The organism is Glaciibacter sp. 2TAF33 (assembly GCF_052114945.1).
GTDB lineage: Bacteria > Actinomycetota > Actinomycetes > Actinomycetales > Microbacteriaceae > Cryobacterium.
Window position 1 is genome coordinate 163445 of record NZ_JBFRFS010000007.1, and the last position, 16344, is coordinate 179788.

General features: G+C 67.9%; 16 protein-coding genes. 7 read left to right on the forward strand and 9 right to left on the reverse strand.

Going from position 1 to position 16344, the window contains the following annotated elements:
• The first annotated feature begins 2 nt into the window (after positions 1-2).
• The 3 genes from AB4Y94_RS08965 (at position 3) to AB4Y94_RS08975 (ending at position 3468) form a co-directional block, all read left to right on the forward strand.
• Positions 3-1127 (forward strand): aminotransferase class V-fold PLP-dependent enzyme, encoded by a 1125-nt coding sequence (locus tag AB4Y94_RS08965; protein ID WP_441727385.1) that lies wholly within the window; start codon positions 3-5, stop codon positions 1125-1127.
• Between the two features lie 205 nt (positions 1128-1332).
• Positions 1333-2715 (forward strand): PhoH family protein, encoded by a 1383-nt coding sequence (locus tag AB4Y94_RS08970; protein WP_441727386.1) that lies wholly within the window; start codon positions 1333-1335, stop codon positions 2713-2715.
• Positions 2716-2793: 78 nt separating this feature from the next.
• On the forward strand, positions 2794-3468 hold the full coding sequence (locus tag AB4Y94_RS08975; protein ID WP_441727387.1) for a prepilin peptidase: 675 nt from the start codon (positions 2794-2796) through the stop codon (positions 3466-3468).
• Between the two features lie 109 nt (positions 3469-3577).
• Here AB4Y94_RS08975 and AB4Y94_RS08980 read toward each other — a convergent pair whose 3' ends face one another.
• From AB4Y94_RS08980 to xseA, 5 genes are all read right to left on the reverse strand, one after another.
• Positions 3578-4996 (reverse strand): class II fumarate hydratase, encoded by a 1419-nt coding sequence (locus tag AB4Y94_RS08980; RefSeq protein ID WP_441727388.1) that lies wholly within the window; start codon positions 4994-4996, stop codon positions 3578-3580.
• 78 nt (positions 4997-5074) lie between these two features.
• Positions 5075-5728, reverse strand: a complete 654-nt coding sequence (locus AB4Y94_RS08985; RefSeq protein ID WP_441727389.1) for a carbonic anhydrase — start codon at positions 5726-5728, stop codon at positions 5075-5077.
• Positions 5725-6378, reverse strand: coding sequence for a DUF4245 domain-containing protein (locus AB4Y94_RS08990; protein ID WP_441727390.1), 654 nt, complete (start codon positions 6376-6378; stop codon positions 5725-5727). Before AB4Y94_RS08990 ends, AB4Y94_RS08985 begins: the two co-directional genes overlap by 4 nt.
• Entirely contained in the window at positions 6375-6671 is a 297-nt protein-coding gene (locus tag AB4Y94_RS08995; RefSeq protein WP_441727391.1) for an exodeoxyribonuclease VII small subunit, read from the reverse strand. The genes AB4Y94_RS08990 and AB4Y94_RS08995 overlap by 4 nt, the downstream gene beginning before the upstream one ends.
• A gap of 1 nt (position 6672) precedes the next feature.
• A complete protein-coding gene (gene xseA / locus AB4Y94_RS09000; RefSeq protein WP_441727392.1) occupies positions 6673-7944 on the reverse strand; it encodes an exodeoxyribonuclease VII large subunit in 1272 nt (423 codons plus the stop codon).
• 134 nt (positions 7945-8078) lie between these two features.
• Here xseA and AB4Y94_RS09005 point away from each other — a divergent pair, with 134 nt between their 5' ends.
• The gene (locus AB4Y94_RS09005) at positions 8079-9119 is read left to right on the forward strand and encodes a 4-hydroxy-3-methylbut-2-enyl diphosphate reductase (RefSeq protein WP_441727456.1); all 1041 of its coding nucleotides are present in this window, start codon (positions 8079-8081) and stop codon (positions 9117-9119) included.
• A gap of 125 nt (positions 9120-9244) precedes the next feature.
• Here the strand turns inward: AB4Y94_RS09005 and AB4Y94_RS09010 are convergent, their stop codons facing one another.
• Both AB4Y94_RS09010 and fbaA read right to left on the reverse strand, forming a co-directional pair.
• The gene (locus AB4Y94_RS09010; protein WP_441727393.1) at positions 9245-9850 is read right to left on the reverse strand and encodes a DUF6264 family protein; all 606 of its coding nucleotides are present in this window, start codon (positions 9848-9850) and stop codon (positions 9245-9247) included.
• Positions 9851-9890: 40 nt separating this feature from the next.
• Positions 9891-10916, reverse strand: coding sequence for a class II fructose-bisphosphate aldolase (fbaA, locus tag AB4Y94_RS09015; protein WP_441727394.1), 1026 nt, complete (start codon positions 10914-10916; stop codon positions 9891-9893).
• A gap of 296 nt (positions 10917-11212) precedes the next feature.
• Here fbaA and glpX point away from each other — a divergent pair, with 296 nt between their 5' ends.
• Together glpX and rmuC are read left to right on the forward strand one after the other, a co-directional pair.
• A complete protein-coding gene (glpX, locus tag AB4Y94_RS09020) occupies positions 11213-12145 on the forward strand; it encodes a class II fructose-bisphosphatase (RefSeq protein ID WP_441727457.1) in 933 nt (310 codons plus the stop codon).
• Positions 12146-12250: 105 nt separating this feature from the next.
• On the forward strand, positions 12251-13564 hold the full coding sequence (gene rmuC / locus AB4Y94_RS09025) for a DNA recombination protein RmuC (RefSeq protein WP_441727395.1): 1314 nt from the start codon (positions 12251-12253) through the stop codon (positions 13562-13564).
• A gap of 117 nt (positions 13565-13681) precedes the next feature.
• Here rmuC and AB4Y94_RS09030 read toward each other — a convergent pair whose 3' ends face one another.
• Positions 13682-14299: an exonuclease domain-containing protein gene (locus tag AB4Y94_RS09030; RefSeq protein ID WP_441727396.1), complete on the reverse strand. Its 618-nt coding sequence runs from the start codon at positions 14297-14299 to the stop codon at positions 13682-13684.
• A gap of 73 nt (positions 14300-14372) precedes the next feature.
• Between AB4Y94_RS09030 and ychF the strand changes: the two genes are divergently transcribed.
• Positions 14373-15446 carry a redox-regulated ATPase YchF gene (gene ychF, locus AB4Y94_RS09035; RefSeq protein ID WP_441727397.1) on the forward strand — a complete coding sequence of 358 codons (1074 nt, stop codon included), beginning with the start codon at positions 14373-14375 and terminating at the stop codon, positions 15444-15446.
• 110 nt (positions 15447-15556) lie between these two features.
• Here the strand turns inward: ychF and AB4Y94_RS09040 are convergent, their stop codons facing one another.
• Positions 15557-16282: an alpha/beta fold hydrolase gene (locus AB4Y94_RS09040; protein ID WP_441727398.1), complete on the reverse strand. Its 726-nt coding sequence runs from the start codon at positions 16280-16282 to the stop codon at positions 15557-15559.
• Positions 16283-16344 lie beyond the last annotated feature (62 nt).

The window sequence follows — 16344 nt, forward strand, 5'->3', positions numbered from 1 at the left end:
CCGTGGGTTCAATCCAGCAGTTCATCGACGGTTTCCCCGAAGAACCCGGCTACCTCGACTACGGCCGCGTCGGGCCGTTGTCCTCCGTCGTGGTCGCCGAGTCGCTCGGGCAGATCGACGTGCTCTCCCGCGCCCGATTCGGCAGCCTGGGCAACCTTCTGAACCAGACCGAGCGGATGCGGAACGCCGTTGCCGCCATCACCGGCTTCCGCGCCGACCAGGTGGTGGCGCAGCCCAACACCAGCACCGGCCTGATGCACGCCATGTTCGGGCTCACCGGTGCGGTGCTGCTGTCGCCCGCCGACTTTCCGAGCGGCCCGTTCGCCGCGGCCCGCGCGGCCGAGGCGCTCCACGTGGTCACACCGGTCTGGCTTGAAACCAACCACGGCCGGGTCACTCCCGGCGAGATCAGGCAGCAGTTGACCTCGGACGTCGTCGCCGTGGCCGTCTGCCTGGTCGACTCGCGCACCGGCCACCTCGCCGACCTGGAAGGCATCCGCCAGGTCATCGGCGACCGCCTGCTGATCGTCGACGCGATCCAGGGCTTCGGCGTGATCGACGCACCGTACGAAGTAGCGGATGTCGTCGCATCCGGTGGCCAGAAATGGACCAGGGCCGGCTGGGGAACCGGCTTCCTGGCCTTGAGCGACCGCGCCGTCGGACGCTTGACACCGGTCTTCTCGGGCTTCACCGGAACCGACAGCGAGGGCGACCCGTGGGACGAGGTGCTGCCGCCGCGGACGGACGCCGGGGCGTTCCAGGTCAGCAACGGCGACAACATGGCGCACGGCCGATTCGCGGCCGCCCTGGAGGAACTGGAAGCCGTCGGGGTGGCGAGCGTGGAGGCGGCGATTTCCGACCTCGTCACCCGGGTGATCGATCTCGCCGACGATTTCACCGTGCCGGTGGCGTCCTCCCGCGACGAGCGGGAGAGGGCGGGAATTGTGGTGCTCGAGCCGCCAGCGGAACAGCTCACCCTGCTGACCGCGTCGCTGCACAACCACGGTGTCTCCGCGACCAGCCGGGGCGGAACGGTGCGGCTGAGCATCCACGCCGGAACCTCGTCGGAGACGCTCGACATGCTCCGTGCCGCGTTCACGTCCTATTCCACCGCCGCCATCTACTGACCGAGGGTTTCACCGCATCGTCAACGCCCACAACGGGGGCGGCGCGTCCCGGTGAACAGAGCGTGACGGCCCGCGTGTCGGACTGGCGATTTTCAGGTTCCGGACGTAGCGTCAAACACATCAGGTACGGCACCTGATCGAGACGGCCACATAAGTACGGCTCGATATCTGCTAGTGGCCAACTCGCCGAAGAAACCGCGCAGGAATGCGCGGGGTGGGAGTGGTTGTGGCCGCGAATCAGACCGACTACCAGAACTCGAACCAGACGGCAGAATCGTCCCAAACGGCGGTGAAGCAGGCCGAGCGCACCTACGTGCTCGACACCTCAGTACTGCTGTCTGATCCGAAGGCGATCTTCCGCTTTGCGGAGCATGCAGTCGTGCTCCCGGTGGTGGTGATCACCGAACTGGAGTCCAAGCGCAACGACCCGGAGATCGGGTATTTCGCCCGGCAGGCGTTGCGGTACCTCGACGAACTCCGTGTCAAGCACGAACGACTCGACTTCCCGATCCCGGTCGGCGAGGGCGGGAGCCTGCGGGTGGAGCTCAACCACTCGAGCACCTCGGTGCTGCCGTCCGGGCTGCAGCTGGGCGACAACGATTCCCGGATCCTGGCCGTGGCGATGAACCTGGCCAGCGACGGGCTCGACGTCACCGTGGTCTCCAAGGACCTCCCGCTGCGGGTGAAGGCGTCATCGGTCGGTCTCGCCGCCGACGAATACCGGCACGAACTGGCCGTCGACTCCGGATGGACCGGGCTCGACGAGATCACGCTGGGTTCCAACCAGATCAACGAGCTCTACGACAATGAGCGGATGCACACCCGCCTGGTCGAGGACATGCCGGTCAACACGGGCCTCGTCATCCACTCCGAGCGCGGCTCGGCGCTCGGCAGGGTCACCGGCCGGGGCGAGCTGAAACTCGTGCGCGGCGACCGGGACGTATTCGGCCTGCACGGCCGCTCGGCGGAGCAGCGCCTCGCGATCGACCTTCTGCTCGACCCCGAGATCGGGATCCTCTCGCTCGGGGGCCGGGCCGGCACCGGCAAGTCTGCGCTCGCCCTCTGCGCCGGGCTCGAAGCCGTACTCGAGCGGCAGCAGCACAAGAAGATCATGGTGTTCCGGCCACTGTACGCGGTCGGCGGCCAGGAACTGGGCTTCCTTCCCGGCGACCAGGGCGAGAAGATGAACCCGTGGGGACAGGCCGTCTTCGACACCCTCGGCGCGCTGGTCTCGGAGAATGTGCTCGAGGAGGTGATGGACCGCGGCATCCTCGAGGTGCTGCCGCTCACCCACATTCGCGGGCGTTCGCTGCACGATGCCTTCGTGATCGTCGACGAGGCCCAGTCGCTGGAGCGGAACGTGCTGCTCACGGTGCTCAGCCGCATCGGCCAGAACTCCCGGGTGGTGCTCACCCACGATGTGGCCCAGCGCGACAACCTCCGGGTCGGACGCTTCGACGGCGTGGCATCCGTGATCGAGACGCTGAAGGGGCATCCGCTGTTCGCCCACATGACGCTGACCCGGTCGGAGCGGAGCGCGATCGCCGCCCTGGTCACCGAGATGCTGGAGGGCAACGACCTGGCCTGACCCATCAAGGTGCCGGCCGGCGGCAGCTCCTGTGGATAACTCCCGCGAGCGGATGCCGCCGGCGGCTACCCTGCGAGGGTGACCGGCTCCGGCAACAACGCTCGCACCGCGGTTCCCCCCAGCCGCGAGGCGACGCACCGTTTCCGGAGCCGGTTCCTTGGCCAGTGGACGGCGCAGCAGCGCCGCGGGTTGGGGGCCCGGACCGGGGTCGGAGGACTCGTCGGGGTCACCGCGGCCGTGCTCCTGCTGCTCTTCGCCTGGCTGCGGCTCGGCTGGGACCCGGCACTCGTGCCGGCCGGCTACCTCGCCGTCGTGACCGCGCCGTTGATCGCCATCGATGCCGCCGAGCATCGCCTCCCCAACCGGCTGGTGCTGCCCGGCTACGCGTTTGCGCTCGCCGGAGTGGCGTTGTCCGGGGCCGCCGGTGGAATCCCGCTCGAGGCGCTGGTGGCAGGCGCGGCGTACTTCATCTTCCTGCTGCTGATGAACCTGGCCGGCGGGATGGGCATGGGCGACGTCAAGCTGGCCGGAGTGCTCGGACTCGCCCTCGGGGTGATCAGTGCGGCGGCGGCGGTCGCGGGCGTGATGGTGGCGTTCCTGCTCGGTGCGGTGGCGGGCGCTGCGGCCCTGCTGGCCCGGGGGAGCGGGCCTCGCACCCGGATCCCGTTCGGCCCGTTCCTGCTGGCCGGCTACTGGGCATCCGTCGCCCTGGCGCCGCTGATCACCCCCGCTTTCGCGACCTGGACATCGTGAGGGGTCACGAATCGACCTTCCCGGGGTGGTGAAGGTCGATATGTGACCCTTCAGCGGTTGGGAGGCGCACGAAGCGGGCCGGCGTCGAGCCGGGGGCGGAGGGCTGAGGTCAGGGCTGGGCCTGGGGCGGGCGGGTCATGCTCAGCACGTCGAGAGCCGTGTCCAGCTGCTCGGTGGTGACCTCGCCGCGCTCGACGAAGCCGAGATCGATGACGGCCTCGCGCACGGTCATGCCCTGCGCCACCGAGTGCTTAGCCACCTTCGCGGCGGCCTCGTAGCCGATCACCCGGTTCAGCGGGGTGACGATCGACGGCGAGGACTCGGCGAGCGCGCGGGCCCGTTCCAGGTTGGCCTCGAGGCCGTCGATGGTCTTGTCGGCCAGCACCCGGGTGGCGTTGGCGAGCAGGCGGATCGACTCCAGCAGCGCGGTGCCCATCACCGGGATCGCGACGTTCAGCTCGAAGGAGCCCGACGCGCCGGACCAGGCGATGGTGGCGTCGTTGCCGATCACCCTCGAGCACACCATCAGCACGGCCTCGGGGATCACCGGGTTCACCTTGCCGGGCATGATCGAGGAACCCGGCTGCAGGTCGGGGATCGAGATCTCGCCGAGCCCGGTGTTCGGGCCGGAACCCATCCAGCGCAGGTCGTTGCAGATCTTGGTGAGGCTGACCGCGATGGTGCGCAGGGCACCGGATGCGTCGACCAGGCCGTCCCGGTTGGCCTGCGCCTCGAAGTGGTCCTGTGCCTCGGTGATCGGCAGTTCGGTGTCGGCGACGAGGAGCTCGATCACGAGCTGCGGGAACCCGGCCGGCGTGTTGATGCCGGTGCCGACCGCCGTGCCGCCGAGCGGCACTTCGGCCACCCGGGGGAGCATCGTGCGCACGCGCTCGATGCCGAGCCGCATCTGGCGGGCGTAGCCGCCGAACTCCTGGCCGAGCGTCACCGGCGTGGCGTCCATCAGGTGGGTGCGGCCGGCCTTGACCGCCCCGGCCCACGCCGTCGCCTTCTCCTCGAGCGCAACAGCGAGGTGGTCGAGCGACGGGATGAGGTCGTCGATCAGGGCGCTGGTCACGGCGATGTGAACCGATGTCGGGAACACGTCGTTCGACGACTGCGACGCGTTCACGTGGTCGTTGGGGTGGACCGGGCTGCCCAGGCTGCGCGTGGCGAGGGTGGCCAGCACCTCGTTCATGTTCATGTTCGACGACGTGCCGCTGCCGGTCTGGTAGACGTCGATCGGGAACTGGTCGTCGTGGCGTCCGCTGATGACCTCGTCGGCGGCCCCGGCGATGGCGTCCGCGATGGCGCCGTCGAGCACGCCGAGCCGGGCGTTTGCCTGGGCGGCGGCCTTCTTGATCCGGGCGAGGGAGGCGATCTGCGCCGACTCAAGCACCGAACCCGAGATGGGGAAGTTCTCCACCGCACGCTGCGTCTGGGCGCCGTACAGCGCATCCGTCGGCACGCGCACCTCGCCCATCGTGTCGTGTTCGATCCGGTATCCGTCGCCTGCGGAGTTCTCCACCACGGTGTGTTCCCTTTCGGTCAAGCGGCGCTCACGCGCCTGTTGTGTGCCGGCGTTGTGCCGACATGCGTCTTCTGCTGCCTAAACGGAGCCGACGATGACGTCGGCGTCTGCGCGCCCTTCGAGCAGTCGGTAGTTGGCGCCGACGATAGCCAATGTACCGGCTGCGACGGCGTCGCTGATCAACTCCGACCGCTTCAGCATCTCGGCGATGGTGTCGCGGAGGTGTTCCCGGCCCACCAAGGACGCGTCGATGGTCTGCGTGTCTAGCGGCGAGGCATCCGTCACCCCGCTGACCCGGCGCACGGCCGGCACGATCTTCTGGATCAGGTGGTCGATGTGCGCGGGCAACAATGGAGCGTCCGCCGACTGGGAGTCGATCGCGGCCCGCACCGCACCGCACGCGTCGTGGCCGAGCACCACGATCAGCGGCACCTTGAGCACGGCGACGGCGTACTCGAGCGAACCCAGCACCGAGGACGAGATGATCTGCCCGGCGTTGCGGATGACGAAGAGATCGCCGAGCCCCTTGTCGAAGATGATCTCGGCGGCCAGCCGTGAGTCGCTGCAGCCGAAGAGGGCGGCGTGCGGGGCCTGTGCGCCGGCCAGTTCGGCGCGGCGTTCTACGTCCTGGCGGGGGTGCCGAGGCTCGCCTGCGACGAAACGCTCATTGCCGCGGCGCATCTCGTTCCAGGCCTTGGCCGGGGTGGTGTGCGCTCCGGTCGATTCGCTCATGAGCCGGCTCCGTTCCGTGCGATCTGGTCGGCCAGGGCCCCCGCGAGCGCGGCGAACTCGGCTTCGGTCGCCGTTCCAACCAGCAGATAGGTGCTGTCAGCGGATGCCGTCACCAGCGCGTAGTCGAAATTGCCGCGGTCGGCTTCCTTGACCGTGTTGCGGTACACGTCCCAGGTGATGCCGTCGATGGTCACGGTGCCGGTGGCGGCCTGACGCTGTAAGGCGTCGGCGAGCCAGGACGGATTCGCGTTGATCGCCTGGGTGAGTCCGATGAACTGGTCGCGCGGGGTGAGCAGGCCGATGTACCAGGAAGGAACCTGGTCGGAGCCGCCGGTGCGCCACTCCGCCTCGTTGGCTCGCCAGCCGTCGGGCAGCCTCGGGTCCGCCAGCGGTTCGTCGATCCCGTGCTGAGCCTGCTGCGCGACCTGGTGGTAGTCGACGGTGCTCACGGACGAGGTGTCGCTCCGCGGCACGAGGAGCACCAGCACCAGCACCGCGGCCAGGGTGACGAGCAGGGACAGCACCAAGTTGTTCATCGTCTTGCGGGCGCGGTACTTGCGGGAGTTCTCGGCCAGGCGCGCGGCGGTCTCTTCCGGCGTCTCCGGGCGGCCGAGCTCGGCGACGATACGCGGGGGCCTGGCGGGACTCATTCGGCGGATGCCGCGGACGAGGCGGGTGTCGCGGACGATGCGGGTGGGGTCGTGGCGCGGACTGGTGCGGCGGCGGCGGCCTGGCCGGCTCGGGCAGCGTCGAGGCGTGCCTTCGCGCCGATCAGCCACTCTTCGCAGCGCCGGGCGAGGGCTTCGCCGCGCTCCCACAGCGCCAGGGATTGCTCGAGGGTGGCGGAACCCTGCTCGAGTTCGCCGACCACGCGCACGAGTTCGTCACGCGCCTGCTCGTAGCTCAGGGCGCTGGTGTCTGCAGGCTGGGTCATGGCTCCCATTCTATTTCGACCGGCTGACAGTGGATTCCGCGTCGACCGCGTCGCCAGGGCCGGCGCCGGTCGACGCCATGCCGGTCGACGCCGCGGCCAGCGTCCCCTCGGCGAGGGTGAGGACCAGCCCTGTGCCCGCCGGCGCCTGCCCCGGATCTCGCAGCACATGACCGTCGGGCAGCTGCACGATGGCGTACCCCCGGTCCAGTGTGCCCTGAGGCGACAGGGCGCGCAGGTGCGAGCGGAGGTCGGCGATCACCGATCCCGCGCTCTCCACGACCCGGGCCGACAGCTCCGTTCCGCGGGCCACGTAACGGGTGAGGTCTTCGGCCCGGGTGTTGACGATCCACCTGCCGTCGCTGAGCACCGGCCTGGTGCGAAGCTGCCCGATCCGGTCGACTTCGTGGTGCAGGATGCCGGTGAGCCGGGAACTCAAGCGGGCCCTGGCCTGGTGAACCCGGTTGAGCTCATCGGTGACGTCAGGGACGACGCGCTTGGCGGCATCCGTCGGCGTCGACGCCCGCAGGTCGGCAACGTCATCGAGCAGCGGGCGGTCGTTCTCGTGCCCGATCGCGCTGACCAGGGGGGTGGCGCAGGCCGCTGCGGCACGCACGAGGCGCTCATCGCTGAAGCCGAGCAGGTTCTGGAAATCGCCGCCGCCCCGGGCCACGATGATGACGTCGACCTCCGGGTCGGCGTCGAGCCGCCGGATCGCAGCGGTGACCTCGCTGACGGTTCGGTCGCCCTGCACGGCGGCGTGGATGACCCTGAAGTTCACGGCCGGCCAGCGCAACTGGGCATTGCGGATGACGTCTTTCTCGGCGTCGGAGTCCTTGCCGGTGACCAGGCCGATGCAGTGCGGCAGGAACGGCAGTCGCTTCTTGCGAGAGGCGTCGAACAGGCCCTCCGAGGCGAGCTGGCGCCGCAACCGCTCCAGGCGCTCGAGCAGGTCGCCGAGGCCGACGTGGCGCAAGTCGTACACCTGCATGGTGAGGCTGCCGCCCTTGACCCAGTAGTTGGGCTTGATCAAGGCGATCACGCGGTCGCCCTGTTTGAAGTCGCTGGTGAGTCTGGCCCGCACCGACGACCAGACGGTGAAGCTCACGGTGGCGTCCTCGGTGAGGTCCTTCAGCTTGCCGTAGACGTTTCCGCCGCTCAGGCCCCACTGGGTGAGTTCGCCCTCGACCCACGCGGTGCCGAGGCGTTCGATGTAGCCGCGGATCTTGTTCGACAGCAATGCCACCGGCCAGGGCGCCTCCAGGGTGGGCGGTGCGTCGGTCATCTGTGATTCCTTCCGCGGGTGTACATGGTGGTCGGCCGGCGTTCAGCCACGGCCCCGGACGCTCAGGCCGATGTCCAGGCGCCCTCACGTACACTGGATCGGTGACTACGAATACGCCGGTGATCGGCCTTGGCATGCCCCGGATTCCGAGCGTCAAGGGCAGGCTCAAGGATACCCCCGCGGTCGGACAGAAGCGGGTGCTGCTGGCCGCCCCGCGCGGTTACTGCGCCGGCGTCGACCGGGCGGTCATCGCCGTGGAGAAGGCCCTCGAGCATTACGGCGCCCCGGTGTACGTTCGCAAACAAATCGTGCACAACATCCACGTGGTCACCGAGCTCGAGAAGAAGGGTGCCATCTTCGTCGACGAGGTCGACGAAGTTCCCGCCGGCGCGCACATCGTCTTCAGCGCGCACGGCGTCTCCCCTGCGGTCGTCAACGCCGCCGCCGAGCGCGGCCTCCAGGCCATCGACGCTACCTGCCCGCTGGTCACCAAGGTGCACCGCGAGGCGGTGCGGTTCGCCCGCGACGACTTCGAGATCCTGCTGATCGGCCACGAAGGCCACGAAGAGGTCGAGGGCACGGCCGGCGAAGCCCCGGAGCACACCACCCTCGTCGGCAGCCCGGACGAAGCCGACACCATCGTAGTGCGTGACCCGAACAAGGTGGTCTGGCTCTCCCAGACCACGCTGAGTGTCGATGAGACCATGGAAACCGTGCGCCGCCTCCGCGCCCGCTTCCCGAACCTGCAGGACCCGCCCAGCGACGACATCTGCTACGCCACCCAGAACCGGCAGGTCGCGATCAAGAAGGTCGCGCGGGACTCCGACCTGGTGATCGTGGTCGGCTCCGCGAACTCCTCGAACTCGGTGCGCCTGGTCGAGGTGGCGCTGGAGTACGGCGCCAAGGCCGCCTACCGGGTCGACTATGCCAGCGAGGTCAAGCAGGAGTGGCTCGACGGGGTGACCACCGTCGGTGTGACGAGCGGGGCATCCGTGCCGGAAGAACTGGTGCAGGAGTTGCTGGCCGACCTCGAGTATGCCGGCTATGGCGATGTGCAGGAAGTGAAGACGGCCGAAGAGGACCTGATCTTCTCGCTTCCCAAGGAACTGCGGAAGGGCCGCAGCGGCGACGTCGACCCGCGCGCCCTGGGCGGCCACACCCGCGCCACCCCCTAGCCCCTCCCTCGCCGAAACCGCACTTGTTGGGCTTATTCGGGCGCCATAACCCCAACAAGTGCGGTTTCGGCGGCGAGTGAGGGGATTCGCGAGGGCGAGGGCGAGGGCGAGTTAAGGGTTCGAGGCTAGGGACGGCCGTAGAACTCGAGCAGCGTCGGGTCCGAGGCCAGGATGATCGCCATGAACACGAAAATCGCCACGAACGCGACCACACCGCCGATCAGCGGCACGTAGAACGCGCGTCGCCGTCGCACCACCAGCAGAATCGATATCGCGGCGGTCGCCAGCCAGACCAGGGCCTGCACCACGATGCCGCCGGTGATCAGTGCGCCGACGGATGCCGCCGGCTCGTAGGTTCCGAGCCCGTCCTGCGTGTAGAGCATCTGCACGGCCTGCGGCAGCGCGTTCAGCACCGACACCGTGAAGAACGTGCCGAGCAGCCCGAAGATCAGGAGGCCCACCGTGACCGGCCGGTCCCAGCCCGGCGCTCCGCGTTCGCCGAACTGGCCAGGCTGCACGATCCCGCGTTGCAGCGGATGCTGCGCCGGCTGGGGTGGCTGCGGGCCCGTCGGCTGGCCCGTCGACGGGCTCGTCGGCTGTAGCCCGTTGTGGCGCGGGTCGGCCGGCGGCTTCCAATTCCAGCCCTCCGGGGCCAGCTCGCCGTATTTCGGGCGCGGGCGCCGGTCCTCCGGCGGGGTGCCCGCCGGAGGGGATCCGGTGCCATCAGTCATTGCGGTGCTCCGATTGGTGCGTGCGGGACAGCGGCACGCCTCAGCTTCCCGAGTGGCCGGCCGAGCCGAGCTGGCGGGTCGCTTCGACAACGCGGGCGGCCATCGCCGACTCGGCGATCTTGCCCCAGGCGCGCGGGTCGTAGAGCTTCTTGTTGCCGACCTCGCCGTCGACCTTGAGCACGCCGTCGTAGTTCTTCAGCATGTAGTCGGCGATCGAGCGGGTGAAGGCGTACTGGGTGTCGGTGTCGACGTTCATCTTCACGACGCCATTGGCGACGGCCTCGGCGATCTCGGCATCCGTTGAACCGGATCCGCCGTGGAAGACCAGGTCCAGCGGCTTCGCGCCGGTGCCGTACTTGGCCTGCAGGCCGTCCTGGATGTCCTTCAGCAGCTCGGGGCGAAGCTTCACGTTGCCCGGCTTGTAGACGCCGTGCACGTTGCCGAAGGTCAGCGCGGCCATGTAGCGGCCGTTCTCGCCGAGGCCCAGCGCGTCGACCAGGGCGATCGCGTCGTCGAGCGTGGTGTAGAGGTGCTCGTTGATGTCGTGGCTGACGCCGTCTTCCTCTCCGCCGACGACGCCGATCTCGACCTCGAGGATGGCGTTGATGGCCTGGGTGCGCTTGAGCATGTCGCGGGCGATCTCGATGTTCTCGGCCAGCGGCACCGACGAGCCGTCCCACATGTGGGACTGGAAGATCGGGTTGCGTCCAGCCTTGACCTCTTCTTCTGAGGCGATGATCAGGGGCATCACGAAGTCGTCGAGGGCGCCCTTGGGGCAGTGGTCGGTGTGCAGGGCGACGGTGACCGGGTAGTTGTCCGCGACGGAGTGCACGAAACGGGCGAACGCGAGGGCTCCCGAAGCGCGGTTCTTCACGGTGTGTCCGGCGAAGTAGTCGGCGCCGCCGGTGGTGACCTGGATGATGCCGTCAGAGCCGGCTTCGGTCAGTCCCTGCAGCACGGCGTTGATGGTCTGCGACGAGGACACGTTGAATGCCGGGTAGGCGAATCCCTTGTCCTTTGCCTTGTTCAGCATTTCCGCGTACTGGTCTGGGGTGGCGATGGGCATTGCGTCTCCTTGGAATCCGAACTAGCAGCTCTGACAGGCCGATTACTACCGACGGTTCGAGTCTATTGACTGTGCGAGCCTCGTGCCTGCCGTGCTCTGGCGTCATCCCGCTTGGCGCCGGCTGCCGCAGCCCCGCTAGGGTGGGAACGGCGGCCCTGGTTTCCAGCGCTGGTCCATTGTCGGGCCTCGCCACTGACACGTTTTCACGACACGTTTCGTCCGGGAAGGACCATCCTGTGAACAGCACAGAATCAGACAACGCCACGCTTTATTCGCACCCAGACCGCAACCTCGCGATGGAATTGGTGCGGGCCACCGAGGCCGCCGCGATCCGCGCCGTGCCGTTCATCGGCCGCGGTGACAAGAATGCAGCGGATGGCGCAGCGGTCGACGCCATGCGTGTGTTCCTCGGCACCGTCAACTTCGACGGCGTGATCGTCATCGGCGAGGGGGAGAAGGACAAGGCCCCGATGCTCTTCAACGGGGAGCACGTCGGGAACGGCCGGGGGCCCGCGTGCGACATCGCGGTCGACCCGATCGACGGCACCAGCCTCACCGCGGCCGGTCGTCAGAACGCACTGTCGGTGATTGCCGTCTCCGACCGCGGCACCATGCTCGACGCGTCATCCGTTTTCTACATGGACAAGATCGTGACCGGCGCGGCCGGCCGTGGTGTGGTGAGCCTCGACCAGTCGATCGGCGACAACATCCGCGAGTATTCCAAGGCGACGGGCAAGCCGGTCGGTGAGATCGTGGTCGCCGTGCTGGACCGCCCCCGCCACATCGGATTGATCGACGCGATCCGCACCGCCGGCGCCGGCACCCGGCTGATGCTCGATGGTGACGTGGCCGGCGGCATCAACGCCGCCCGGCACGAGACCAGGATCGACATGTGCGTCGGTATCGGCGGCAGTCCGGAGGGAATCACCACGGCGTGCGCCCTCAAGGCGATCGGCGGCTTCATGCAGGGCCGGCTCGCCCCGGGCACCGACGAGGAACGAGCCAATGCCAGTGCGGCCGGCCTCGATGTCGACAAGCTGCTCGAGATCGAGGACATGGTCCGTGGGGACAACACGTTCTTCGTGGCGACCGGTGTGACGGATGGCGGGCTGGTCGACGGTGTGCGCCGGGTGGGGCCGATGATCCGCACGGAGAGCATCGTGCTGCGGTCACGTTCAGGTACACAACGTCGGGTGATCGCGGAACACCTCGCCGAGAAGTGGTTGTGACCCGCGTCCTGCCGGCGGGGACCTGACTGACCCCTCAGCAGCGTGGGGCCGACAGGCCATCCATGCCACCGCAGCTTTGTCGGTGGCCGCTGTCACACTGAAGGCATGGATCCACTCGCACTCGTCATCGGCCTCGTCATCGGTGCGACGCTGGGCGCGCTCGCCGCCGCGGTCCTCGGCCAGCGCCGGCGCGCTACCGTGGCCACCGGGGCCGACCCGGTGGTCGAGGCCAGGCACCAGCTCGACCTGGCCGCCGCCCGCGCCCGGGACGTTGAAGTGCATGCCCTGCTCCGCGAAGAACTCGCCGCCGTGCAGGCGACCGCCGACGGACTGCGATCCCAGGTCGTCGACGCCGGACGGCAGTACCGGGAACTGGTCGACCGGCAGCGGGCTGACGAGGAGCTGCGGTTCGAGCGGGAGAAGCAGGAGAGCAAGCTGCTCCAGGCGCTTGCCCCGGTGAAGGAGAGCCTGCAGGAGATGCAGCAGAAAGTCACCGAGCTCGAATCCCAGCGCAGCCTCCAGCACGGTGAACTCAGCCAGCAGTTGCGAAGCGCAACCGAGTCGGAAGAGCGCCTGCGCAGCACAGCGGAGTCGCTGGCTTCGGCCCTTCGGGCGAACAGCACCCGCGGGGTGTGGGGCGAGACCCAGCTGCGCAGCGTGGTGGAGGCGGCCGGGCTGATCGAACGGGTGGACTTCGAGGTGCAGTCCAGCATCTCCTCGGACGCGGGCGCCGGCCGTCCCGATATGGTGGTGCACCTGCCGGGCGGCAAGAACATCGCCGTCGACGCGAAGGTCCCGTTCACCGCCTACCTCGAGGCGAGCCGGATCCCGGTGACCGCGACCGGCGCCGAGGGTGCACAGCGCGAGGCGTTCATGAAGGCGCACGTCAAAGCGGTGCGCGACCACATCTCCGCCCTCGGCAGCAAGGCCTACTGGCAGGGACTCGATGCGTCCCCGGAGATGGTGATCGCATTCATCCCGAGCGAATCGCTGGTGTCATCGGCGATGGAGGCCGACCCGTCGATCATGGAGTTCGCCTTCTCGCGCCGGGTCGCGCTGTCCTCTCCGGTGACCCTGTGGTCGGTGTTGAAGACCGTGGCGTTCAGCTGGCAGCAAGACGTTCTCACCGAGGATGCGAAGGTGCTGTTCGACCTGAGCAAGGAACTCTATTCGCGCCTGGCCACCACGGCGACGCACATTGAGAAGCTGGGCCGGTCGATCGAACGGACCGTGAAGGACTACAACGGATTCGTCGGGTCGATGGAGCGCCAGGTGCTGCCAACCGCGCGGAAGCTGAACGCCCTTGACGAATCCAAGGTGCTTGCCCCGCTGTTGGGCGTCGAGGAGACACCCCGGGAACTGGTGGCGTTCGAATTCGTCGCCGAACTCGAGCCGGGCCCGCGCGCCGTCAACGGCTGAGTCGTCAACGGCCGAGTCGTCCCGTCAACGGCGGAGTCGTCAACGACCGAGCCGCCCGGCAGGCACCGTCAGGCGCATGGCAGTCCGCCCGGCAGGCACATGGCAGGGCCGGGCGGGTCAGCTCAGCGCCATCGGACCGTGCGTCGACGCCAGCGCCTGCGTGGCCACCGGCCCGATCGCACCGACCTTCACCCGGGTGACATGGGCGAGCTGCTCGAGTGTCTCGACCTCGTGCCGGGCCGCCGCGTGGATCATGATGGCCGCGCACGCCTCCGAGTCGGCGAGTGCATCGTGGTGGGCGAAGTCCTCGAACCCCGCCGCCATGGCCGCCACCGGCAGCCGGTAGGAATCCAGGTGGTAGGTGCGCCGGGCCACCTGCAGGCTGCACACGTAGTTGAAGTCGGGCACCGTGAGGCCGGTCGCAATCGACGCGGCCTTGATCACGCCGAGGTCGAACCCGGCATTGTGGGCAACCAGGTGGTCGCCGCCGGCGAACGCGACCAGGTCGGGGAGTTGCCGGTCCCAGGTGGCGGCGCCGGCGACATCCGTCGGCCTGATGCCGTGGATGCGGATGTTCCACTCCATGAACTCGTCGTGGCCGGCCGGCGGCCGGATGAACCAGGCCGCCCTGTCCACGACGCGGCCGTCCCGCACCTTGACCATCCCGACGGAGCAGGCCGAGGCGCTGGAGGAATTGGCGGTCTCGAAGTCGATGGCGGTGAAATTCAGTGGCACATTTTCATGCTCTCACGGCCCTCGGACACTGCCGCTCAGGATCGCCGGGCGCGAGCCGGTACGCTTGAATATCGTGGCTCTCACTATTGCAATCGTCGGACTGCCCAATGTCGGCAAGTCCACCCTCTTCAACGCTCTCACCAAGAACCAGGTTCTCGCGGCGAACTACCCGTTCGCCACGATCGAGCCGAACGTCGGCGTGGTGAACCTGCCGGACCCGCGTCTGCAGGTGCTGGCCGGCATCTTCGGCAGCGAACGGGTCCTGCCCGCCCCGGTCTCGTTCGTCGACATCGCCGGCATTGTGCGCGGCGCCAGCGAGGGGGAGGGGCTCGGCAACAAGTTCCTCGCCAACATCCGTGAAGCGGATGCGATCGCGCAGGTCATCCGCGGATTCGACGACCCCGACGTTGTGCACGTCGAGGGCGCGGTGAACCCGGCCGGCGACATGGAGACCATCAACACCGAGCTCATCCTCGCCGACCTTCAGACGCTGGAGAAGGCCGAGGCGCGCTACGAGAAGGAGATCAAGGCACGCAAACTCGACCCCGCCGTGCTCGTCACCGCGAAGGCGGCGCAGGCATTCCTCGACTCCGGAAAGCCGCTCTCGGCCTCGAACATCGACCTGGAACCGATCCACGAACTCGGCTTGCTCACCGCGAAGCCATTCATCTACGTGTTCAACGTCGACGAGGCCGTCTTGCAGGACGCCGCGAAATTGAAGACCCTCGCCGACCTCGTTGCCCCGGCGAACGCGGTGTTCCTCGATGCGAAGCTCGAGTCGGAGCTGATCGAGCTCGACGCCGAGGACGCCGCTGAGATGCTCGCGTCGACCGGCCAGGAGGAGAGCGGCCTGGACCAGCTTGCCCACATCGGCTTCTCCACCCTCGGGCTCCAGACCTACCTGACCGCCGGCCCGAAAGAGACCCGCGCCTGGACCATCCACAAGGGCTGGACCGCGCCACAGGCTGCCGGCGTGATTCACACGGACTTCCAGAAGGGCTTCATCAAAGCCGAGGTGATCTCCTTCGACGACCTGGTCGCGACCGGTTCGATCGCGGAGGCCCGCGCCCACGGCAAGGCTCGCATCGAGGGCAAGGACTACGTGATGCAGGACGGCGACGTCGTTGAATTTAGATTCAATGTCTAGTTCCTGACCCTTGGGACTTATAATGGGCCGCTAAGAACACGTGTTCTCAGCGGCCCATCGCATTTTGCCACCCGTTCGGCTGCTAAGAAGCCAAGGAGATCCGTGCTGTATCAGTTGTTTGAGGATGCCGATGCAAGTATGTGAGCGAGGTCGGATGGGCGACTCCACATGGGCCAGTGGCCCGTGGGAAGGTCGACGTAGTCAACGCTCTTAAGATTGGCAACCTCGGCGAACATGGGATGACCGGCCCTGACCAGTTCCATTACCTGCGAACTCGGGATTGAGCAACAAACGAAGGTGGTGGGTACGTCGAAGCGTGCATCATTTGTGAGTTGCACAATCTGACGAAGGACAGTTCCGGGCTCGGACACTGCGCGTTCCCGGAACCGCTCAAGTACGTTGGCGCTCAGGCCCTCGATGCTGGCCTGCTCCCCGAGTATCTCGAAGGGTGGCAGCGAAAGTTCCTCCATATCCTCTGGGAAGTCGGGGGCAAAGGCGACCCCGGACGTTGCTGGGCCGCTGTCAACCCAGATCACACGGCTGACCAGCTCGGGGTGCCGATCGAGCACAAGACTCGCCGGAGCGTTGGCTCCGCTATGTGCCACGATCACCACTGGCCCTGAGCTGCCGGTGGCGGCCTGTTCGATTGCCGCCACCTGGTCGTCCAGCGTCCTGGTCACCCGGTCGGTATCTGTTTCGTCGAGGCCGGGCAGGGTCAGCGGGATCGCCCTGTGGCCCAAGGACGTTAGGTGCTCCAGGACTTCGTCCCATGCCCATGCTCCCAGCCAGTGGCCGGGAATCAGAACCATCGTCAGGTTGCTCGTGTCTGTTGTCATGCCACAATCCTCGCGCGCCTCTCGAACAGCGGTATGGCACTATTTATGGCATGGTTCCGTGA

Bases quoted from the DNA above. Each gene is read 5' to 3' on its own strand.
- AB4Y94_RS08970 (WP_441727386.1), top strand. From the start codon at position 1,333: ATGCGCGGGGTGGGAGTGGTTGTGGCCGCGAATCAGACCGACTACCAG.
- AB4Y94_RS08985 (WP_441727389.1), bottom strand. From the start codon at position 5,728: ATGAGCGAATCGACCGGAGCGCACACCACCCCGGCCAAGGCCTGGAAC.
- AB4Y94_RS09005 (WP_441727456.1), top strand. From the start codon at position 8,079: ATGCCCCGGATTCCGAGCGTCAAGGGCAGGCTCAAGGATACCCCCGCG.
- fbaA (WP_441727394.1), bottom strand. From the start codon at position 10,916: ATGCCCATCGCCACCCCAGACCAGTACGCGGAAATGCTGAACAAGGCA.
- rmuC (WP_441727395.1), top strand. From the start codon at position 12,251: ATGGATCCACTCGCACTCGTCATCGGCCTCGTCATCGGTGCGACGCTG.
- AB4Y94_RS09040 (WP_441727398.1), bottom strand. From the start codon at position 16,282: ATGACAACAGACACGAGCAACCTGACGATGGTTCTGATTCCCGGCCAC.
- AB4Y94_RS09010 (WP_441727393.1), bottom strand. From the start codon at position 9,850: ATGACTGATGGCACCGGATCCCCTCCGGCGGGCACCCCGCCGGAGGAC.
- AB4Y94_RS08990 (WP_441727390.1), bottom strand. From the start codon at position 6,378: ATGAGTCCCGCCAGGCCCCCGCGTATCGTCGCCGAGCTCGGCCGCCCG.
- AB4Y94_RS08995 (WP_441727391.1), bottom strand. From the start codon at position 6,671: ATGGGAGCCATGACCCAGCCTGCAGACACCAGCGCCCTGAGCTACGAG.
- xseA (WP_441727392.1), bottom strand. From the start codon at position 7,944: ATGACCGACGCACCGCCCACCCTGGAGGCGCCCTGGCCGGTGGCATTG.
- glpX (WP_441727457.1), top strand. From the start codon at position 11,213: ATGGAATTGGTGCGGGCCACCGAGGCCGCCGCGATCCGCGCCGTGCCG.